The 24,362-nt window shown below is 67.4% G+C and carries 2 protein-coding genes; both read left to right on the top strand.

Annotation, left to right across the window (positions count from 1 at the left end):
• The first annotated feature begins 18 nt into the window (after positions 1–18).
• Complete coding sequence (locus tag AB688_RS15150; protein ID WP_063544971.1) at positions 19–12,921, top strand: non-ribosomal peptide synthetase; 12,903 nt, start codon at positions 19–21, stop codon at positions 12,919–12,921.
• Positions 12,918–24,320 (top strand): non-ribosomal peptide synthetase, encoded by an 11,403-nt coding sequence (locus AB688_RS15145; protein WP_063544970.1) that lies wholly within the window; start codon positions 12,918–12,920, stop codon positions 24,318–24,320. Before AB688_RS15150 ends, AB688_RS15145 begins: the two co-directional genes overlap by 4 nt.
• The last annotated feature ends 42 nt before the right edge of the window (positions 24,321–24,362 follow it).

The raw sequence follows: 24,362 nt of genomic DNA, 5'->3' as shown, positions 1-24,362 counted from the left end.
AAAGCAGGATGCTTACCCATGCGCTTCAGCGAACTGATGGCTGTGCTCTCCACCCGTGCGATCCGACTTCAGCGTGACGATCAGGACCTCGTCGTCCATGGTGACGACGATGCCCTGGATGACGCCCTGTGGGACGCATTGGCCGCACACAAGCCGGCGTTGCTGGAGATGCTCGCCCGGCAGCACGACGACTGGCTGAGCCCGGCGTTCAAGATTACCCCGCAGATGCTGCCGCTGGTGGACCTGGACCAGCAGGCCATCGACCGCATTGTCGCCAGCATTCCCGGCGGCGCTGCCAACGTACAGGACATCTATCCCCTGGCGCCGCTGCAGGAGGGCATGCTCTACCACCACCTGTCCGCCGATGCGGGCGACCCCTATCTCTTGCAGGCACAACTGCGCTTTGCCGACCAGGCACACCTGGATGCCTTCGCCGATGCGCTGGACTGGGTGATCCAGCGCCACGACATCCTGCGCACCTCGATGTACTGGGAACGCCTGGACGAGCCGGTGCAAGTGGTCTGGCGCGAAGCACCGCTGGCGCGCGAAGCGCTGCAACTGCCTGGCCAGGACGAGCCGTTGGCGCAATTGCGCAGATTGCACGACACCCGCCACTATCGCCTCGACCTGCGCCAGGCACCGCTGCTGCGCCTGGTGCATGCCCGGGGCACGGGCGAGGAGGTCGTCGCCCTGTTACTGTTCCACCACACGGTGATGGACCACACCGCACTCGACATCGTGCGCCGCGAGATCGGCGCCTGGCTGGCTGGCAATGCCGAGCAGGTTGGGCCGGCGGTGCCGTTTCGCAACCTCCTTGCGCAGGCGCGCCAGGCGCTGGACGTGCCGGCGCATGAAGCGTTCTTCACCGCGATGCTGGCCGATATCGACGAACCTACCCTGGCCTTCGGCGTGGCCGACGTCGAGGATCAGGCCGTGGAGGAAGCCCGCCTGACCCTCGAGCGCGGGCTGAGCCTGCGCCTGCGCGCCCAGGCACGCCGCTTGGGTGTGAGCCCTGCGGCCATCGCTCACCTGGGCCTGGCCCGGGTCCTGGGCCAGTTGTCCGGGCGCGAGGCGGTGGTGTTCGGCACCGTGCTGCTCGGGCGCATGGAGGTCGGCGAGGGCGGCGAACAGGCGCTGGGCATGTTCATCAACACCTTGCCGCTGCGCATTGACGTTGGCGAGCACAGCGTGCGCCAAGGGCTGCAGGCGACTCACACGCGCCTGACCGGCGTGCTCGGTCATGAACAGGCGCCGCTGGCACTGGCCCAGCGCTGCAGTGCGGTGGCGGCGCCTGCGCCGCTGTTCAACACCGTCCTCAACTATCGCCATAGCGATGCCGCCGACGCTGCCGAAGTTATCGACATCGCCCCTGGTATCCAGGTGCTGGGCGCCGAAGAGCGCACCAACTACCCACTGACGATCAATATCGACGACCTTGGCGAGGACCTGCGCATCACCGCCCTGGTCACTGGCGGGCTAGGCGCCCAGCGTATCGCGGGTTACCTGGCGCGGGCGCTCGAGCAGATCGTCGAGGCTCTGGACAGCGATCCAGACGCGCCGCTGAACGGCATCGATATCCTGCCCGCCGACGAGCGCGAGCAACTGATCCATGGCCAGAACCGCCCCTTGCTCGAGTTCGCCCTGACGCCGTTGCTGCACCAGCGTTTCGAGGCCCACGCCCAGGCGCGTCCGCAGGATACGGCGCTGATCTTCGAGCAGCAGAGCCTGAGCTACGGCGAGCTCAACCAGCGTGCCAACCAGCTCGCTCACCGCCTGATCGCAATGGGCATCGGCCCGGATGACCGCGTGGCAATCTGCGTCGAGCGTGGCCTGGGCATGCTGGTCGGCCTGTTGGGCGTGCTCAAGGCCGGTGCGGGCTATGTGCCGATCGACCCGGCCTATCCTGCCGAGCGTATTGCCTTCACCTTGAGCGACAGTGCCCCGCGGGCCATCCTCACCCAGGCGGACAGCCTGGCGCTGTTGGGTGAGGTGGCGGCGCCGGTGATCGACCTGGACGACCCGTCGCTGCAGCTACAGCCCACCGGCAATCCGATGCTCGCTGGGCTGCTGCCTTCGCACCTGGCCTATGTGATCTACACCTCCGGCTCCACCGGCCTGCCCAAGGGCGTGATGGTCGAGCATGGCAATGTCTCGCGCCTGTTCTCGGCGACCCACGACTGGTTCGCCTTCAACCGCCAGGACACCTGGGCGCTGTTCCACTCCTTCGCCTTCGATTTCTCGGTCTGGGAAATCTGGGGAGCGCTGGCCTTCGGTGGCCAGTTGCTGATCGTGCCGCAACGCATCAGTCGCTCGCCGGACGAGTGCTACGCCTTGCTTTGCCGCACCGGCGTCAGCGTCCTCAACCAGACTCCCAGCGCCTTCCGCCAACTGATCGCGGCGCAGGAACGCAGCGAACTGCAGCATTCCCTGCGCCAGGTGATCTTCGGCGGTGAGGCGTTGGAGCCCGGGCTGCTCAAGCCCTGGTATGCACGCATCGGCAATGCCGGCACGCGCCTGGTGAACATGTACGGCATTACCGAAACTACCGTGCACGTCACCTACCGCCCGCTGCAGGCGGCCGATGCGCAACTGGTGGGGGTAAGCCCCATCGGTTCACGTATTCCCGACTTGCAACTGTATGTGCTGGACGCCTGCCGTCAGCCTGTGCCGACCGGTGTCACCGGCGAGCTGTACGTGGGGGGTGCCGGTGTCGCCCGCGGCTATCTGAATCGTGAGGCGCTCAGTGCCGAGCGCTTTATCGCCGACCCGTTCAACCCTGGCGGGCGTCTGTACAAGACCGGCGACCTGGCGCGCTGGGCCGCCGATGGCAGCCTGGATTACCTGGGCCGCAACGACGACCAGGTGAAGATCCGCGGTTTTCGCATCGAGCTGGGGGAGATCGAGGCACGCCTGGCGGCGTGTGAAGGTGTGCGCGAGGCCGTGGTTATGGCGCGCCGCGACAGCGCCGGCGAGCAGCGCCTAGTCGCCTACTGGCTGGCCGCGGCAGGCGCCGAGCCCGATGCGGCGGCACTGCGTGACAGCCTGCTGAGCCACTTGGCCGAGTACATGGTACCGGCGGCCTTCGTGCGCCTGGAGAGCTTCCCGCTGACCGCCAATGGCAAGCTCGACCGCAACGCCTTGCCCGAGCCCGATGGCGAGGCCTTTGCCCGTCGCGCCTTCGAAGCGCCGCACGGCGAGGTGGAGCAACGCATCGCGGCCATCTGGCAACAGTTGCTGGGCCTTGAGCAGGTCGGTCGGCACGACAACTTCTTCGAGCTGGGCGGCCACTCGCTGCTGGCGGTCAAGCTGGTGGAGCGCATGCGCCAGCAGGAACTGGCGGCCGATGTGCGCGTGCTGTTCGGCCAACCGACCTTGTCGGCACTGGCGGCTGCGGTGAGCGCCGATCTACCGGCGCAGGTGCCGATCAATCGCATTCCGGCGAACTGCCGGCGCATCGAACCGCAGATGCTGCCACTGGCCAACCTCAGCCAGGATGAGATCGACGCATTGACCGCCGGTATCCCGGGCGGTCCTGCCAATGTCCAGGACATCTACGGCCTGGCACCACTGCAGCAGGGCATCCTCTACCACCACCTGGCCAGTTCCGGGGCCGACCCTTACGTGCTGCGGGCACGCTTCGCCTTTGCCGGTGAAGTGGAGCTGCAAGGCTTCGTCAAGGCGCTGGATGCGGTGATCGCCCGCCACGATATCCTGCGCACCAGCCTGCACTGGGAGGGGCTGCAGGAAGCGGTGCAGGTGGTGCATCGCCACGCGCAGCTGCGCGTGACAGAGCACGCCGACCTGCAGCGCCTGGACCTCACGTGCGCGCCGTTGCTGCAACTGGTGCGCCATGCCCAGGGTGAGCGCCTGGAGGCGACCTTGTTGCTGCACCATATCCTGCTCGACCATACCGCCGTCGAACGGCTGGTGGCCGAGGTGGGTGCTGCACTGCAGGGCCAGCCAGTGCACATCGACAGCGTGCCGTACCGCAACTATGTGGCGCGTGCGCGACTGGATGCCGATCCTGCGGCCGATGAAGCGATGTTCCGCGAGATGCTGGCAGATATCGACGAGCCGACCGAGGTCTTCGGCCTGCGCGATGTGCAGGGCAATGGCGTGGAGGTGATCGACAGCCACCAGGCGCTGGACGCCACACTGGCCGGGCGCCTGCGCGTGCAGGCCCGCGCGCTGGGAGTGAGCGTCGCCAGCCTGGTGCACCAGGCCTGGGGGCAGGTATTGGCGCAACTGAGCGGGCGCAGCGAGGTGGTGTTCGGTACTGTGCTGCTGGGACGCCTGCAGGGCGGCGCCGGGGCAGATCGGGCGCTGGGCATGTTCATCAACACCTTGCCGCTGCGGGTCAGTGTCGATGCCGTTGGCGCCGCCGAGGGTGTGCGTCGTACCCATCAGCGCCTGGCACGCCTGCTCGGTCACGAGCAGGCATCGCTGGCGCAGGCCCAGCGTTGCAGCGGTGTGCCGGGGTCCCAGGCGCTGTTCACCAGTTTGCTCAACTTCCGCCACAGCAGCGCCAAAGGCGCAGGGGACGGCCTGGGTTGGTCGGGCATCGAGCTGTTGGCCTCGCGTGAGCGCAGCAACTATCCGCTGGTGGTCAACGTCGACGATCTGGGGCAGGGGCTGGAACTGACCGTGCAGGCTGTGCCGCAGGTCGATGGCACTCAGGTCTGCGCCTTGCTCGGCAGCGCCCTGGCGAACTTGGCCGATGCCCTGGAGACTGTTCCGGAAACACCCCTGCATGCGGTGTCCTGCCTGTCGCCCGAGGCGCGCGAGCAGGTGCTGTACGGATTCAACGCCACCAGCCGCGCCTACCCACGCGAACACGCGGTGCAGAGCTTGTTCGAGGCGCGCGCCGCCCAGACCCCGGACGCGGTTGCCGTGGTGCACGGTCAGCGCCAGTGGCGTTACGGCGAGCTCGATCAGCACGCCAACCGGCTGGCTCGTCACCTGCTGGAACTGGGCGTGCGCCCGGGGCACCGTGTGGCGCTGCTGCTGCCGCGCTCCTTCGACCTGCTGGCCAGCCAGTTGGCCGTGATCAAGTGCGGCGCGGTCTATGTGCCACTGGATGCCAATGCGCCCGCCGAGCGTCAGGCGTTCATGCTCGAAGACAGCCGCGCCACGCTGTTGCTGACCCAGGCCGATCAACCGCAGGTCGGCGCAACGCGCCGGGTAGAGCTGGATACGCTGGAGCTCGCAGCCTATCCCGCCCATGGCCTGGACGTTGTCGTGGATGCGCGGGCTGCGGCCTACATCATGTACACCTCCGGCTCTACCGGCCTGCCCAAGGGTGTGCTGGTGGCCCATCGCTCGATCGTGCGGCTGGTCATCAACAACGGCTTCGCCGACCTGCAAGGCGATGACCGCATAGCCTTTGCTTCCAACCCGGCATTCGACGCCAGCACCCTGGAGGTCTGGGCGCCGCTGCTCAACGGCGGGCGCGTGGTGGTGATCGATCAGCATCAGGTGCTGTCGCACGAGGCCCTGGGCCAGGCATTGCTGGAGCATCAAGTCACGGTGCTGTGGCTGACCGCCGGGTTGTTCCACCAGTACGCCGCGCACCTGCTGCCGGTGTTCCGGTCGCTGCGGTACCTGATGGTCGGCGGTGATGTGCTCGACCCCCAGGTGATTGCCCGTGTACTGCGCGAAGGCGCTCCGGCGCACCTGCTCAATGGGTATGGCCCGACCGAAGCCACGACCTTCAGTACCACCCATGAAATCCTCGCAGTGGGCGAGGGGGGGATCCCGATTGGCCGGCCGATCGGCAACAGCCTTTGCTATGTGCTCGATGCCCGGCGCCAGCCAGTGCCGATCGGTGCCGTCGGTGAGCTGTATATCGGCGGAGATGGGGTTGCCCTGGGTTACCTGAATCAGCCGGCGTTGACCGCCGAGCGCTTCTTCGAAGACCCATTCAGCGAGACGCCAGGCGCGCGCCTGTACCGCAGCGGCGACCTGGTCAGTTGGCAGGCTGATGGCACCTTGCGTTACCTGGGCCGTAACGACCAACAGGTCAAGCTGCGCGGCTTCCGTATCGAGCTGGGTGAGATCGAAGCGCGTCTCGCAGCGTGCGCCGGGGTACAGGAAGCCGTGGTACTGGTGCGTGAAGAAGCCCCGGGCGACAAGCGCCTGGTGGCCTGGTTCAGCACTGAAGGCCGCGTCCCGCCGATCACCGTGCTGCATGCGCAGTTGCAAGGCCAGTTGCCCGACTACATGCTGCCGTCGGCCTATGTCCATGTTGGCCAGTGGCCGTTGACCGCCAACGGCAAGCTGGATCGCCAGGCGTTGCCGCAACCGGGCCAGGCCGCGGTGGTGAGTCGTGCCTTCGCCGCGCCGGAGGGCGAGGTGGAGATCGCGCTGGCGGCGATCTGGGCCGATGTGCTCAAGGTCGAGCGTGTTGGCCGGCACGATCACTTCTTCGAGCTGGGTGGCCATTCGCTACTGGCTGTCAGCCTGATCGAGCGCATGCGCAAGGTCGGCCTGGCCGCCGATGTGCGCGTGCTGTTCGCCCAGCCGACCCTCGCCGCACTGGCCGCTGCGGTGGGCAGCGGGCGCGAGGTGCGGGTGCCGGATAACCGCGTACCGGCCGACGCCTCGCAGATCACCCCCGAGATGCTCAGCTTGGTCGAGCTGGACCAGGCCACCATCGAGCGCATCGTCGCCACGGTACCGGGCGGGGCTGCCAATGTGCAGGAAATCTACCCCCTTGCCCCGTTGCAGGAAGGCATTCTCTACCACCACCTGAGTGCCGGCCAGGGCGATCCCTACCTGCTGCAGTCACGCCTGGCCTTCGACACCCTCGAGCGCCTGCAGACCTGGGCTGATGCCTTGCAGCAGGTCATTGACCGGCACGACATCCTGCGCACCTCGCTGATCTGGGAAGGCCTGGCGCAGCCGGTGCAGCTGGTGTGGCGCCAGGCGAAGCTGGCCGTGGTGCCGGTCGAGCTGGAGGGCGAAGGCGAGGTCATCGACCAATTGCAGGCGCGCTTCGACGCCCGTCAGCATCGGATCGACCTGTCCCAGGCACCGTTGATGCGCCTGGTCTACAGCCAGGACCTGCGCAACGGTCAGGTCGTGGCAATCCTGTTGTTCCACCATCTGGCCCTCGACCACACTGCGATGGACGTGGTTGGCGCCGAAATGCACACCCTGCTGTTCGGCGATGTAGCCAAGCTGAATGCGCCGGTGCCCTACCGCAACTACGTGGCCCAGGCGCGCCTGGGCAGCGATGCGGCGGGCGCCGAGGCGTTCTTCCGCGACATGCTCGGTGATATCGACGAGCCGACCCTGCCATTTGCCCAGCAGGATGTGCAGGGCGAAGGGCACGGCATCGCCGAGGCGCACCAGGCCCTCGATGGCGCGCTCGCCCGACGCCTGCGCGACCAGGCGCGTACCCTGGGCGTGAGCGCCGCGAGCCTGATGCACCTGGCCTGGGCGCGCCTGCTCGGCGTGCTGGCCAATCGCAGTGAGGTGGTGTTCGGCACAGTGCTGATGGGCCGCCTGCAAGGCGGCGAGGGTGCCGACCGGGCACTGGGCGTGTTCATCAACACCTTGCCGCTGCGGGTCGACACCCAGGTGGCGGTGGCCGAAGCGGTGCGTGCCACCCATGCCCGTTTGTCTGCATTGCTGGGCCATGAGCATGCGTCGTTGGCCATGGCCCAGCGTTGCAGTGGCGTACCGGCCGGACAACCGCTGTTCAGCGCCTTGCTCAACTACCGCCACAGCGCTGCCGATGCCCCACGCGATGGCGAGGGTATCTGGCAGGGCGTGCGCCTTCTGGGTGGCGAGGAGCGCAGCAACTATCCGCTGACCTTGAGCGTCGATGACCTGGGTGAGGGGTTCAGCCTGAGCGTGCTGGCCGTCGCGGACATCGGCGCCGAGCGTGTCGCGCAGTGGATGGCCAACAGCATCGCGCAACTGGTCGAGGCGCTGGAGCAGGCGCCGAGTACACGGCTGGATGACCTGTCGGTGCTGGGCGCCGATGAACGTCGCCGCCTGCTGGTCGATTTCAACCCTCCTGCCCGTGATTATCCGCAGGGCCAGACCGTGCATGCGCTGGTCGAGGCCTGCGCGGCTCGATCACCCCAGGCTCAAGCGGCGGTGCAAGGCGAAGAAGGGCTCAGCTATGGCGAGCTCAATCGTGCCGCCAACCGCCTGGCCCACCACCTGATCGCCCTGGGCGTTCGGCCTGGCGCCCGGGTTGCCTTGTGCCTGCCGCGCACGCCGCAGCGCCTGGTGGCACTGCTGGCGGTGCTCAAGGCCGGCGGCGCCTATGTGCCCGTCGACCCTGGTTACCCTGCCGAGCGTATTGCCTATCTGCTCGAGGACAGCGCCCCGGCACTGGTGCTCGCCGACACGCACCAGCACGGCTTGCCGCCACACGTCGCACGCCTGGACCTGGACCAGGGCGACTGGCAGTCCGCTGCCGAGCATGACCCGCAGGTGCCGGGCCTTGCCGCGGATGCGCTTGCCTATGTGGTCTATACCTCCGGATCTACGGGCCAGCCCAAGGGCGTGATGGTCGAGCACCGTACCCTGGCCAACCTGGTGCACTGGCACTGCGAGGCCTTTGCCCTGCGCGCCGGTAGCCACACCTCCAGCGTGGCCGGCTTCGGTTTCGACGCCATGGCCTGGGAAGTCTGGCCGGCCTTGTGCGCCGGCGCCGTGGTGCACCTGCCGCCCGTAACACTTGCCAACGAACAGGTCGATGCCTTGCTCGACTGGTGGTTGCAGCAACCGCTGCAGGTCAGCTTCCTGCCAACCCCGGTAGCCGAGCAGGCCCTGCGCCGCGAGCGTCAGCACGCCAGCCTGCGGACGCTGCTGATCGGCGGTGACCGTCTGCGCCAGTTCGAGCGTGATCCAGGCTTTGCCGTGATCAATAACTACGGCCCGACCGAAACGACCGTGGTCGCCACCTCGGGGCAGGTGCAGGTCGGTCGCGCACTGCACATCGGCAGCGCCATCGCCAATACCCAGGTCTATGTGCTCGACGAACGTCGTCAGCCGGTGCCGGTCGGCGCGGCGGGCGAGCTGTACATCGGAGGCGACGGGGTTGCCCGCGGCTACCTGAACCGGCCCGAACTGACCGAGCAACGTTTCGTCGCCGATCCGTTCAGCTCAAGGGCTGGAGCGCGGATGTACCGCAGTGGCGACCTGGTGCGCTGGAACGCCGATGGCACCCTCGACTACCTCGGGCGTAACGACGACCAGGTAAAGATACGTGGTGTGCGCGTAGAACTTGGCGAGATCGAAGCGGCCGTGGCCGCCCAGCCTGGCGTACGTGACGCCGTGGTACTGGTGCGCGGCGAGCGGCTGCTGGCCTGGTACACCGCGAACGCGCCGGTCGATGGCCTGCGCCAGGCCTTGCAGGCCAGCCTGCCGAGCCACCTGGTGCCGTTGGCGTTCATCCGCTTGGAGGCCTTGCCGCTGACCAGTCATGGCAAGCTCGACCGCAGGGCGCTGCCAGACCCGGATCCAGCCGATCTGCCGGTGGCGGCCTATGCAGCCCCGCAGGGCGAGACCGAGCAGGTCATGGCGCAGGTCTGGGCCGAGCTGCTGGGCCTGGAGCGGGTAGGGCGGCATGACAACTTCTTTGAACTGGGTGGGCATTCGCTGCTCGCGGTCAGCCTGATCGAGCGCCTGCGCCAGCAGGGCCTGGAGGCCGATGTGCGCTTGCTGTTCAGCCAACCGAGCGTGGCGGCGCTGGCCGCAGCGCTTGGCCAGGTCTGTCAGGTACAGGTGCCGGTCAATCGCATTGCACCCGGCTGTACCCGTATCACACCCGACCTGCTCAGCCTGATCGAACTGGACCAGGCCGCCATCGACCGTGTGGTGGCAAGCGTACCCGGCGGCGCGGCCAATGTGCAGGACATCTACCCCCTCGCGCCGCTACAGGAAGGCATTCTCTACCATCACCTGAGCGCCGCCGGAGCCGACCCGTACCTGCTGCAATCGCAGCTGGTATTCGACAGCCCGGCGCGACTGCAGGCGTTTGCCGGCGCACTGGAAAGCGTCATCGCCCGTCACGATATCCTGCGCACCGCAGTGCTGTGGGAAGGACTGGCGCAGCCGTTGCAGGTGGTCTGGCGCCATGCCCAACTGCCGGTGATCGACATCGCCAACGAGCCTGCGCAGCGTTTCGACACCCTGGCGCTGAACCAGGCGCCGCTGGTGCGCCTGCTCTATCGCCGTGCAGGGGAGCGCATCGAGGCGACCTTGCAGTTCCATCACCTGGTGCTCGACCACACGGCGCTTGAGGTGGTGCGCGCAGAGATGCTCGGTTACCTCCGCGGGCTACCCGCGCCGAGCGAGCCCGCCGTGCCGTACCGCAACTACGTGGCCCAGGCGCGCCTCGGTATCAGCGAGGCCGAGCACGAGGCGTTCTTCCGCGAACAACTGGCCGATATCGACGAGCCAACCCTGCCGTTCGGCCTGCGTGACACACAGGGTGACGTGCGCCGTATCGAGCAGGCCCAGGTGCATCTGGACCCTGACCTGAACCAGCGCCTGCGCAGCCAGGCACGCCAGCTCGGCGTGAGCACTGCCAGCCTGCTGCACCTGGCGTGGGCACGTCTGTTGGGCAGTGCCAGTGGTCGCGACAACGTGGTGTTCGGCACGGTACTGCTGGGACGCATGCAAGGTGGTGCAGGCAGCGGGCACGGTCTGGGCATGTTCATCAACACCTTGCCACTGCGCGTTGACCTGGCGGGGCTCGGCGTACGTGAAGGCGTGCGTGCCACCCACGCACGGCTGAGCGCGCTGCTGATCCACGAGCATGCCTCGCTGGCCCTGGCCCAGCGTTGCAGTGGCGTGGTCGCACCAGTGCCGCTGTTCAGCGCCATGCTCAACTACCGGCACAGCGCCAGCGCTGCCGAGACCGAAATCCAGCGTCAGGCCTGGCAGGGTATAGAGACACTGGCCAGCGAAGAACGCACCAACTACCCCTTGAGCCTGAACGTGGATGACCTGGGCGATGGCCTGCGCCTGACCGTGCAGGTACTGCCTGCGGTAGGGGCCGAGCGGGTCTGCGGGCAGCTGCAGCAGGTGCTGACGGGCCTGGTGGATGCCCTTGAGCGTCAGCCCGACCTGGCGCTGAACCAACTGCCGGTGCTGGAACACGAAGAGCGCCAGCGCCTGCTGGTTGGCTTCAACGACACCGCCGTAGGCTACGACCTGGAGCAGACGGTGCACGGGATGATCGAGGCCCAGGTCGAGCGCACGCCTGAGCGCATCGCTCTGATCGCCGAGCAACGCCAACTGAGCTACCGCACGTTGAACGCCGAGGCCAACCGTCTGGCCCATCACCTGATTGCACTCGGGGTGCAGCCGGACGACCGTGTGGCGATCTGCGTCGAGCGCAGCCCGGCGATGGTCATCGGCTTGCTGGCGATCCTCAAGGCCGGCGGCGCCTATGTGCCGGTTGACCCGGATTACCCGGCCGATCGTATCCGCCATATGCTCACCGACAGCGCGCCAGTTGCGGTGTTGGGGCATGCGGCGACTCGCGAGATGCTGGCGGCGTTCGAGGTGCCGCAAGTCGATCTGGATGTACCGGTGTGGCAAGCCCTTTCCAGCGACAACCCCCAGGTTGTGGGCCTTACGCCGCAACACCTGGCCTACGTGATCTACACCTCCGGCTCCACCGGCCTGCCGAAAGGCGTGATGAACGAGCACGCCGGGGTGGTCAACCGCCTGCTCTGGACCCAGGACGCCTATGGCCTGGGCGCTGATGACGTAGTGCTACAGAAAACCCCGTTCAGCTTCGACGTGTCGGTGTGGGAGTTCTTCTGGCCGCTGCAGACCGGCGCACAACTGGTGATGGCGTGCCCGGGCGGCCATCGCGATCCGCAGTACCTGGCTGATGTCATCGCCGAGCGTGGCATCACGACCCTGCACTTCGTGCCGTCGATGCTCGATGTCTTCCTCGCCCACGGCGACTTGCAGGCCGCACGCCTCAAGCGCGTGCTGTGCAGTGGTGAAGCGTTGCCCGGCAGCCTGGTGCGGCGCTTCAAGGCGCAGTTGCCCAGCGTCGAGCTGCACAACTTGTATGGCCCGACCGAAGCGGCAGTGGACGTCAGTGCCTGGCATTGCGCCGAGCCACTGGAACAGACCCCGGACAACACCCCGATCGGCAAACCGATCGCCAACACCACGTTGTACGTGCTCGACGCCCAAGGCCAGCCGGTGCCACAGGGCGTTGCCGGTGAGCTATATATCGGAGGCGTACAGGTTGCCCGCGGTTATCTGAACCGCGAGCAACTGAGTGCCGAGCGCTTCCTCGAAGACCCGTTCAGCACCCGTCCTGGCGCACGCCTGTATCGCACCGGGGACCTGGCCCGGCACCTGGCCGATGGCACCCTGGAGTACCTGGGGCGTAACGACGACCAAGTCAAGATCCGCGGCCTGCGCATCGAACTGGGCGAGATCCAGGCCTGCCTGACCCGCATTGCGGGGATCAAGGAGGCGGTGGTGCTGGCGGTGGATCAGCGCCTGGTCGCCTATTACACCGGTGCCGTGCAGCCCGTCGAGGGCATGCGCCAGCAGCTGTCGGCGCAACTGCCGGAATTCATGGTTCCGGCGCTGTTCATGCACCTGGACGCCTTGCCGCTGAGCCCCAACGGCAAGCTCGACCGCAAGGCGCTGCCGGCCGCCGCCGTGGCCGATGCGCGTCCCTACGAGGCGCCAGAGGGCGATACCGAGCAGCTGCTGGCCACGCTCTGGAGTGAGCTGCTGGGTGTGGAGCGAGTAGGGCGGCACGACAACTTCTTCGAACTGGGTGGCCACTCGCTGCTGGCGGTGACCCTGACCGCCCGCCTGCGCCAGGAGGGCCTGGAGGCCGATGTGCGCGCGCTGTTCGAACAACCGACCTTGGCAGGCTATGCCGCCATCACAGACAGAATGGAGATCGTCCTGTGAGCATCAACGACCTACTGGCGACATTGTCAGCCAACGATATCCAGCTGGCGCTCAAGGATGGCCAGCTGGTGGTCCAGGGCAACCGCCAGGCGCTGACCGATGCGAGCCTGGTGGCGCGCCTGCGTGAACACAAACCGGCGCTGATCGCGCTGCTCGAGCGCGGTGAGTACGTGGCCAGGGCCGGCAATGTCGGCGCTCCGGCCAACGCCATCCCGGCCGACTGCACGCGGATCACCCCGGCACTGCTCAACCTGGTCGAGCTCGACCAGGCGGCCATCGATGCGCTGGTCGGGCAGATTCCCGGCGGCCATGCCAACGTGCAGGACATCTACCCGCTGGCGCCCTTGCAGCAGGGCATTCTCTATCATCACGCCAGCGCAGAGGGCAGCGATCCTTACGTGATGCAGTCGCGCTTCGCCTTTGCCAGCCAGGCCCATCTGCAGGCGTTCGTCGAGGCGCTGCAGGCGGTGATCGACCGCCACGATATCCTGCGCACCTCGGTGCACTGGCAGGGGCTCGAGGCGCCGCTGCAGGTGGTCTGGCGCGAGGCCCGGCTGCAGGTGTCCCGCGGCCTGCCCCTGGACGAGCGTATCGACCTCGGCCAGGCACCGCTGATCCGCCTGCACTGCGAGCCTGCGGCCAGCGATGGTCGTGTGCAGGCCACGCTGCAGTTCCACCATATCGCCATGGACCACAGCGCCCTCGAGGTGGTGCGTCACGAAATGCAGGCCGTGTTACGCGGCGATGGCCACCTGTTGGGCGCGGCAGTACCGTTTCGCAATTACGTCGGCCAGGCCCTGCTCGGCGTCAGCCAGGCGCAGCACGAGGCGTTTTTCCGCGAGCAACTGGGGGATATCGTCGAGCCGACGCTGGCCTACGGCCTGCAGGACGTGCAGGGTGACGGCAGCGCGCCGCACGAAGAAAGCCTGAGCCTGGCGCCGGCCCTGTGCGACGGCCTGCGCAGCCAGGCACGGGCGCTGGGCGTGAGCCTGGCAAGCCTGTTCCACCTGGCCTGGGCGCGGGTGCTGGGTGGCCTGACCGGGCGCGAGCAGGTGGTGTTCGGCACGGTTTTGATGGGCCGCCTGATGGGCGCGGAGGCCAACGACCGTGCACTGGGCATTTTCATCAATACCTTGCCACTGCGGGTGGACCTGGCTGGCCTGGACCTGATCACGGCGGTCAAGGCCACTCACCAGCGCCTGACCACCCTGATGCGCCACGAGCACGCGCCGCTGGCCCTGGCCCAGCGTTGCAGCGGCGTAGCCGCGCCGACGCCATTGTTCAACGCCTTGCTCAACTACCGGCACAGTGCGCCGGTTACCGATGGCCAGGCCCGTGCGGCGTGGGAGGGCATCGACGTACTGACCAGCGAAGAGCGCACCAACTATCCGCTGACCCTGAGTGTCGACGACCTGGGCGATGCCCTGCGCCTGACCTTGCTGGCAACGGCCGAAGTGCCGAAGCAGCGGGTTTGCGCCTATCTCGAGAAAACCCTCGAAAGCCTGGTACAGGCCCTGGCACAGAACCCAGGGCTGAATGTCGATCGGCTGGACATGCTGCCCGCTGTCGAGCGCGAGCGAGTACTCGAGACCTTCAACGACCGCCCGGGTGAAACCGAAACCGTGCTCACGGTGCACCAGCGCATCCAGCTCCAGGCCCGCCAGCAGCCCGATGCCGTGGCCGCCACCTGCGCAGGCATCGCGCTGAGCTACGGTGAGCTGGAACTGCGTGCCAATGCACTGGCTCAACGCCTGGTCATGCTCGGTGTGCAGCCTGAAGACCGCGTGGCGATACTGGCCCGGCGAGGTCTGGACACCCTGGTCGGCCTGGTGGCGATCCTCAAGGCCGGCGCGGGTTACGTGCCGATCGACCCCGCGCATCCCGACGAACGCATCGCCTATCTGCTCGATGACAGCGCCCCGAGCGTGGTGCTGACCCAGCACGATCTGCGCGCGCGCCTGGGCCAATGCCCGGCACCGGTGGTCGAACTCGATCGGGCGGACTGGCCGTCGAGCGAGCACGCCCCGCAGGTCGATGGCCTGGCTGTCGACAACCTGGCCTACGTGATCTACACCTCCGGTTCCACCGGCCTGCCCAAGGGCGTGATGGTCGAACATCGGACCCTCAACAACCTGATCGACTGGCATTGCCGCGCCTTCGACCTGTGCCAGGGGCGTCACACCTCGAGCCTGGCCGGCTTCGGCTTCGATGCCATGGCCTGGGAAGTCTGGCCGGCCCTGTGCGCCGGGGCGACCCTGCATATCGCGCCGCCAAGCGAACAGGGCGAGGACATCGACGCTTTGCTCGCCTGGTGGCGCGGCTGCCCGCTGGATGTCAGTTTCCTGCCGACGCCGGTGGCCGAATACGCCTTCAGCCACCAGATCGATCACCCGACCCTGCGCACCCTGCTGATCGGTGGTGACCGCCTGCGGCAGTTCACCCGTCACCCCGGATTTGCCGTGATCAACAATTACGGGCCCACCGAAGCCACGGTGGTCGCAAGCTCCGGGGCGATGGTGCCTGGCGGCGTGCTGCACATCGGCGCACCGGTCGATAACGCCCGGCTCTACGTGCTTGATGCGCACCACCAGCCGGTGGCGCAGGGGGTGGCCGGCGAGCTGTACATTGGTGGCGCCGGGGTTGCCCGTGGTTACCTGAACCGTGCACAGATGACGGCCGAGCGTTTTCTCGATGACCCGTTCAGCCCTCAGCCGGGCGCCCGCATGTACCGTACTGGCGACCTGGTGCGCTGGCTGGATGACGGCACCCTCGACTACCTCGGGCGCAACGACGACCAGGTGAAGATCCGTGGCGTGCGCATCGAGCTGGGTGAGATCGAAAGCCGCCTGGCAGCCCTGCCAGGCATCAACGAAGCCGTGGTGCTGGCCCGTGAGGACCAGCCGGGGCAGCCGCGGCTGGTGGCCTACTTCACTGGCCAGGACAGCGTCGAGGTGGCCGCGCCTGCACAACTGCGTACACAGCTGCAGGCGCACTTGCCCGATTACATGGTGCCGGTGGCCTTCGTGCGGCTCGAGTCGCTGCCGCTGACGGCCAACGGCAAGCTCGATCGCCGGGCGCTGCCGGCACCCACCCGCGCCGACCTGTTCGAGCGTCGCTTCGAGGCGCCCCAGGGCGAGCTGGAGCAGACCCTGGCGCAGATCTGGCAGGGGTTGCTGCAGGTCGAGCGGGTCGGGCGGCATGATCACTTCTTCGAGCTGGGCGGTCACTCGTTGCTGGCCATGCGTCTGGTTGCCCAGGTTCGTCAGCGACTCGGCGTGGAGCTGACGCTGGGGACGCTGTTCGCCCAGGCCGAACTGGCGGCGATGGCCGAGGTGGTGGCGGGGGCTGCGCGCAGTGAGCTGCCGCCGGTGCTCGCGGTGGCACGCGAGCAGGCGCTGCCGTTGTCGTTCGCCCAGCAGCGCCTGTGGTTCCTGGCACAGATGAACGGAGCCAGCCAGGCCTACAACATTCCCCTGGCGCTGGAGCTGTGCGGCGAGCTGGATGCCGACGCCTTGGTACAGGCCCTGGTGGCACTGGTCGAGCGTCACGAGGCGCTGCGCAGCGAGTTCTTCGAGGTCGATGGCGAGCCGCGGGTGCGGTTGTCGGCGCAGCGCCTGGTGGTGCAGCGCGAGCAGGTGCTGGGGGCCGATGAGCAGCGCCTGCGTGCGCTGGTGCGTGAAGAAGCTGCGCGGCCGTTCGCGCTTGGCGAGGCATTGCCGCTTCGCGCTCGCCTGCTGCAGGTGGCGCCACAGCATCATGTACTGCTGCTGACACTGCACCATATCGTCGCCGATGGCTGGTCGATGGGCGTGCTGACCCGTGAGCTGAGCGCGCTGTACCAGGCCTTGCGTGAAGGCCGCGAGGCGCGGCTTGCGCCGTTGCCGATCCAGTATGGCGATTACGCGATGTGGCAGCACCGTTGGCTGCAGGGCGAGGCGCTGCAGCGCCAAGGCGAGTTCTGGCGCAACAACCTGGCCGGTGCACCTGCGCTGCTGAGCCTGCCGACCGACCGACCGCGTCCGGTGCGCCAGGATTACGCAGGCGACAGCGTGCGTATACGCCTCGACGCCCGACTGGCAGACGATCTCAAGGCCCTGTGCAAGCGCCACCAGGTCACGCCGTTCATGCTGTTCATGGGCGCCTGGTCGGTGCTGCTGGCTCGTTTGTCGGGGCAGGGCGAGGTGGTGATCGGTACGCCGGTGGCCGGACGTCGGCAGGCTGAGGTCGAAGGGGTGATCGGGCTGTTCGTGAACTCCCTGGCCATCCGCCTGGACCTGGCAGATGCGCCGGATGTCGGCACCTTGCTGGCGCGGGTCAAGGCCCAGGTACTGGCCGCACAGGAGCATCAGGACCTGCCGTTCGAGCAGGTGGTGGACCTGATCAGGCCATCGCGCAGCCTGGCCCACACGCCGCTGTACCAGGTGTCGCTGGAGTGGGAGGGCGGTCATGATTTCGCCGCCGGGCTGGATGGCCTGAGCCTGCGCAACCTCGGCCAAGGGCAGGGCTTTGCCAAGTTCGACCTGAGCCTGAGCCTGGGCGAGACCGCAGATGGTTTCGGCGGCGCATTGAGCTATGCCACCGCGTTGTTCGACCGGGCCACGGTGGAGCGCTACTGCGGCTATCTGGAGCAACTGCTGTGGGCCATGGCCGGCAGCGACGGCGCGGTGCTGGCAAGCGTTGCCCTGCCGGATGCGCAGGAGCGTCGTCGACTGTTGGTCGACTACAACGACACCGCCGTAGGCTACGACCTGGAGCAGACGGTGCACGGGATGATCGAGGCCCAGGTCGAACGCACGCCCGAACGCATCGCCCTGCGTGCCGAAACCGGACAGTTGACCTACCGCGCACTGAACGCCGAGGCCAACCGTCTGGCCCATTACCTGATTGCACTCGGGGTGCAGCCGGACGATCGCGTGGCGATCTGCGTAGAGCGCAGCGCTTCGATGGTCATCGGCTTGCTGGCGATCCTCAAGGCCGGCGGCGCCTATGTGCCGGTTGACCCGGATTACCCGGCCGATCGTATCCGCCATATGCTCACCGACAGCGCGCCGGTGGCGGTGCTGGGGCATGCGGCGACTCGCGAGATGCTGGCGGCGTTCGATGTGCCGCAAATCGATCTGGATGAGCCTGTGTGGCAAACGCTTTCCAGCGACAACCCCCAGGTGGCGGGCCTTACCCCGCAACACCTGGCCTACGTGATCTACACCTCCGGCTCCACCGGCCTGCCGAAGGGTGTGATGAACGAGCACGCCGGGGTGGTCAATCGCCTGCTCTGGACCCAGGACGCCTATGGCTTGGGCGCTGATGACGTAGTCCTGCAGAAGACCCCGTTCAGCTTCGATGTGTCGGTGTGGGAGTTCTTCTGGCCTTTGCAGACCGGCGCACAACTGGTGATGGCACGCCCAGGCGGGCACCGTGACCCGGGTTACCTGCGCCAGGTGATCGCAGCCGAATCGGTAACGACCCTGCATTTCGTCCCTTCGATGCTCGATGTGTTCCTCGCCTATGGTGATGCCGAGCCTGCAGCGCTACGCCGGGTGCTGTGCAGCGGCGAAGCGTTGCCCGGCAGCCTGGTGCGGCGCTTCAAGGCGCAGTTGCCGAGCGTCGAGCTGCACAACTTGTATGGCCCGACCGAAGCGGCAGTGGACGTCAGTGCCTGGCATTGCGCCGAGCCACTGGAACAGACCCCGGACAACACCCCGATCGGCAAACCGATCGCCAACACTACGCTGTACGTGCTCGACGCCCAGGGCCAGCCAGTGCCGCAGGGCGTTGCCGGCGAGCTCTACATCGGCGGCGTGCAGGTTGCTCGTGGCTATCTGAACCGCGAGCAGCTGAGTGCCGAGCGCTTCATCGAAGATCCGTTCAGCACCCGTCCCGGCGCACGCCTGTACCGCACCGGGGATCTGGCCCGGCACCTGGCCGACGGCACCCTGGAGTACCTGGGGCGCAACGACGACCAGGTGAAGATCCGCGGCCTGCGCATCGAACTGGGCGAGATCCAGGCCTGCCTGACCCGCATAGAAGGCATCAAGGAGGCCGCTGTACTGGCCCTGGACTTGCCGCCCGCCGGCAAGCGCCTGGTGGCGTACTACACCGGAGCTGTGCACACGGCAGACACATTGAAGGGGCAGTTGCAGGCTCAACTACCCGAGTTCATGGTGCCTGCACAGTTCGTGCATCTGCCTGCACTGCCGCTGAGCCCCAACGGCAAGCTGGACCGCAAGGCCCTGCCGATTCCCGCCGTCGAAGCCTTGCAAGGCCAGGCCTACCAGGCCCCCGAAGGTGATAACGAGCGCCTGCTCGCCGAGTTGTGGGGCGAGTTGCTGGGTGTGGAGCGGGTAGGGCGACACGACAACTTCTTCGAATTGGGCGGCCATTCGCTGCTGGCCGTGACACTGGTCGCTCGCCTGCGCGCCCGCGGGTTGGCCTTGGATATCCAGGGGCTGTTCACCGAGCCGAACCTGGCGGCCCTGGCTGCGACGGTCGAGACCCTCGACCAGGTGCAGGTGCCTGCCAACCGCATCACCGCCGACTGCCCGCACATCACGCCTGAGCTGCTGCCGCTGGTGACGCTGACGCAAGAGGCGATCGATCGTATCGTCGGCCAGGTGGCTGGCGGTACCGCCAATGTCCAGGACATCTATCCGCTCGGGCCGCTGCAGGCGGGCATGCTCTATCACCATCTGGCCGGTGAAGGTGAGGCGGCCTACGTGCTGGAGGTGCGTTTCCTGCTCGCCGACCGTGGTCGTTTGCAGGCGCTGCACCGCGCCTTGGATCAAGTGATCGCGCGCAACGATATCCTGCGCAGCGCCTTCCACTGGGACGGCCTGGCTGAGCCTGTGCAGGTGGTCTGGCGCCGTGCTCCGCTGGATGTCGTACAGGAGGGCGATGCCATCGAGCCTCGTCGCTTCGACCTGGCCCGCGCACCGCTGTTGCGCCTGGTACACCGTACCGAGCCGAGCACCGGCCGAATCAGCGCCACGCTGCTGTTCCACCATCTGGTCATGGATCACGTGGCGCTCGAGGTGTTGCGCAGCGAACTGCAAGCCTGCCTGCTAGAGCAGGCTCATGCCCTGCCAGCGGCGGTGCCTTACCGCAACTACATCGCCCAACTGCAGCGTGGGGCGGGCGAGGCAGCCCATGAAGCCTTCTTCCGCGAGCAACTGGCCGACATCGACGAACCGACCCTGCCTTACGGCGGTTATGCAACGCCACACCAGGACGCCTTGGCGCAGCACCATCAGCGCCTCGACCATGCGCTGAACCTGCGGATCCGCGAACAGGCGCGACGCCATAACGTCAGCGCTGCCAGCCTGTTGCACCTGGCCTGGGCACAGGTGCTCGGGCAACTGAGCGGGCGCGACAGCGTGGTATTCGGCACCGTGCTGCTCGGTCGGCTGCAGGGTGGCGAGGGCGCCGAGCGCGCCTTGGGCGTCTACATCAATACCTTGCCACTGCGCCTGGACCTTGCCGGACAGCCCGTGTTGGCAGCCTTGCAGCAAGCCCACCAACGCCTGACCGGCCTGCTGGCCCATGAGCACGCTCGCCTGGCGCTAGCCCAGCGCTGCAGTGGCTTGCCTACGGGTGCCGCGTTGTTCAATGCATTGCTCAACTATCGCCATGGCTCGCTGGCCGGGCAGGGCGAGGCGGCGCGCAAGGCCTGGGAGGGCATCGAGCTGGTCGAGGCGCACGAGCGCAGCAACTACCCGTTGGCGTTGAGCGTCGATGACCTGGGCCTGGCGTTCGAGCTGACCGCGCAAACCGCACAGGGCATCGACGCCCGGCGGATCTGCAGCTACGTGGAGCATGCCCTGCACCTGCTGCTGCAGGCGCTTGAGACCAGCGCCTGCGAAGGGCTCGAGCGCCTGAGCGTGGTGCCGCTGGCCGAGGCCCGGCAGTTGCGCGAGGCCTTCAACGCGACCACGCGCGACTACCCGCGCGACTTGCCAGTGCATCGTCTGTTCGAACAACAGGTCGCACGGCATCCATTGTCCATCGCCGCCCGTGACGGGGCGCATAGCCTGACCTACGGCGAGCTCAACGAGCAGGCCAACCGCCTGGCTCATCACCTGATCGAGCAAGGCGTGGCGCCGGGCGATCATGTGGCGATCCTGCTGCCGCGTTCGTTGGGATTGCTCCAGGCCCAGCTGGCCGTCGCCAAGTGCGGTGCGGCCTACGTGCCGCTGGACATCCATGCGCCGGCCGAGCGACAGGGCTTCATGGTGCAGGACTGCCAGGCCGTAGCGCTGATCTGCGACAGCTCGGCGACCCTGAGCTACCGCGCGCGCCGCATCGATCTCGATCGTCTGGACCTTAACCGTCAGCCCGGTCACAACCCAGGGCTGGCCCAGGGTGGGGATACGGTCGCCTACGTCATGTACACCTCCGGCTCCACCGGCACGCCCAAGGGCGTGCGCGTGCCCCATCGTGGCATCGCTCGCCTGGTGCTCAACGATGGCTACGCCGACTTCAGCGCCCAGGACCGTATCGCTTTCGCCTCCAACCCCGCGTTCGACGCCAGCACCATGGATGTCTGGGGTGCGCTGCTCAATGGCGGCCAGGTGTTGGTGATCGACCATGACACCTTGCTCGACCCTGTGCGTCTGGGCGTGGCCCTGCGTGAAGGGGGCGCGACAGTGCTGTTCGTCACCACGGCGTTGTTCAACCAGTACGTGCAGATGATCCCTGACGTGCTGGCAGGGTTGCGCGTGCTGCTGTGCGGTGGCGAGCGAGCCGATCCGGCAGCGTTCCGCAGCTTGCTGGCGCAGGCACCGGACTTGCGCCTGGTGCACTGCTATGGGCCGACCGAAACCACCACCTATGCCACCGCCGGGCAGGTTCGCCATGTGCCGACCGACGCCGAGCTGGTGCCGATCGGGGGACCGGTCGGCAGTACCCAGGTGCATGTGCTGGACGCGCACCTGCGCCCGCTGCCGCTGGGGGCGGTAGGTGAGTTGTACATCGGTGGCGACGGCGTGGCGCTGGGCTACCTCAATCGCCCGGAACTCACCGCCGAGCGCTTTATCGACGACCCGTTCAGCCCGCAGCCTGGCGCACGCCTGTACCGTACCGGCGATCTGGGCCGCTGGCGCGACGACGGCCAGTTGGAGTGCCTGGGGCGCAACGACGACCAGGTGAAGATCCGCGGTTTCCGTATCGAGCTGGGCGAAGTCGAGCAGCAGCTGGCGCTGTGGCCGGGCATTGGCGAAGTGGTGGTCATGGCGCTGACCCTGACGCAGGGGCCGGCTCGGCTGGTGGCCTGGTTTACCCGCACAGACCCGAACCTCGATGCCGCCGCTGTGCGGGGTTGGCTACAGGGACGGTTGCCACCGTACATGGTGCCGTCGGCCTGCATCGTGCTCGATGCGCTGCCGTTGACCAACAATGGCAAGATCGACCGCAAGGCGCTGCCGCGTCCGGCGATGCAGGACCTTGCCGAGAGCCGTTACGAGGCACCAGCCACCGCGCTGGAACAACAGCTCGCGGCGCTCTGGGCGCAGGTGCTGGAGATCGGGCAGGTGGGGCGGCATGACAGCTTCTTCGCCCTGGGCGGTCATTCGCTATTGGCCATCCGCCTGGTGGGCCTGTTGCGCGAACAGGGGCTGCAGGTATCGCTCGCCGAGCTGTTCCAGCATGCCAGCGTGGCGGCATTGGCCGAGCATCTGCAGGTGGCGACACCGCAGACGGACCTGGTGTGCGTGCGCGCCGAGGGCGACGCACCGGCACTGTTCCTGATCCACGAATTCAGCGGCATGGACTTCTACTTCCCGGTACTGGGCCAGCAACTGGAGGGTGACTTCCCGATCTATGGCGTGCCGGGCCTGGCCCTGGGCGAGGCGCAGCCGGACACCCTCGAGGCCCTGGCCCGCGCGCAACTGGAGCGGATCCGCCGGGTACAGCCTCACGGCCCTTACCGGCTTGCCGGCTGGTCGTTCGGCGGCTTGCTGGCCTATGAAATCGCCGCGCAACTGCTGGGGGCGGACGAGCAGGTCGAGTTCCTGGGCTTGATCGACACGTGGCAGCCACGCCTGGTCGACCAGGGCAAGGCACGCTGGCAGGGTGCGCGCCTGTTGCAACAGCAACTGCTGCTGCACTGCGCCGGACACTGGCAGGGGCTCGGCACCGCAGGCGCGCAGCAACTGGCCAGGGTCAATACCTTGGACGATGGCCAGGCCGACTTCACCACCTTGCTCGCCGCCTGCCGTGAACAGGGCTTGCTGTATGCGGAACTTGTCGCTGCAAGCGATGACGAGCTGAAGCTGTTCTTCGAACGCGAAATTGCCCACGGACATGCCATGGCCCATTACCGTCCCGAACCGCTGGGCATCGCCATCCACTTGCTGCGCGCCGAACAAGGCGTGCAGCGTCACGGTGATCAGCCATTGCTTGGTTGGGAGCGCACGGTGCCCGCCGGTCAGGTGCGGTGCATCGAGGTGCCGGGCGATCACCTGAGCATGATGCAGGCGCCGCACGTGCAGGTGCTGGGCCGCGCGCTCGGCACGGCGCTGCAGGCGGCCCGCGCGGGTATCGGCGAGAAACCGCGGGCGGCGTATCAGCCGCTGGTGGCGATCCAGAGCGGGCAGGGCGGTCATGCGCCGCTGTTCTGCGTGCCGGGGGCCGGCGATAGCGTGACCAGCTTCATCGGCCTGGCCGAGGCCCTGGGCGCTGACTGGCCGGTGTACGGCCTGCAAGCGCGTGGCCTGGATGGCACCGCCACACCGCACAGCAGCATCGACGCCGCGGCGGCCTGCCATGTCCAGGCCATCGAAGCGCTGTACCCGCAGGGGCCGTTGAACCTGGTCGGGCATTCCTTTGGCGGCTGGGTAGCGCATGCCATGGCGGTGCGTTTTCAGGCACAGGGGCGGGAGGTGCGCTCACTGACCTTGATCGACAGCGAGTCACCCGGTGGCAACAGCGTCTGCGGTCGGCCCTACACCGCAGGAGCAGCGTTGGACCGGCTGATCGAATCGTTGCAGCTGGCCAGTGGGCGCTCGCTGGAAATCGACCGCCAGGCCTTTGCCGCACTGGACGATGAGCAGCAACTCGAACGCTTGCACCAGGCCATGGTTCGCGGCGGGCTGATGCCGGCGCGTTCTTCTGTCAGGGCGTTGCACGGGATCGCCCGCACCTTCTCCAGCGCGCTGCGTACGCCGTACCCGGCGCAGGTCGGCTACAGCGGCCCGGCCAGCCTGGTGCTGGTGGCCGATGCGACTCTGGATGCGGCCGGCAACAAGCGCGAACAGGCGGCGATGCTTGTCGGTTGGCAGCGCCTGCTGCCGCAACTGGCGGTGTGGCATGGGCCTGGCAACCACTTCAGCATCCTCAAAGCCCCGGATGTGTTCAGCCTCGCGGCCTGGTGGCACGACGGGCAGGCGCTGCAGCGGGTCACTCATTGATTTGGCGCGAACCTTGTGGGTGCGGGCTGGGCCCGCGATTGC

The organism is Pseudomonas putida (assembly GCF_001636055.1).
In the GTDB taxonomy this organism is placed as follows: Bacteria; Pseudomonadota; Gammaproteobacteria; order Pseudomonadales; family Pseudomonadaceae; genus Aquipseudomonas; species Aquipseudomonas machongensis.
The sequence above is the reverse complement of the archived record's forward strand: the minus strand, read 5'-3'. Positions and strand labels throughout refer to the sequence as shown.

What these genes read in the sequence shown, in the direction of transcription:
- AB688_RS15150 (WP_063544971.1), top strand. Translation starts at nt 19, where the DNA reads ATGCGCTTCAGCGAACTGATGGCTGTGCTCTCCACCCGTGCGATCCGA.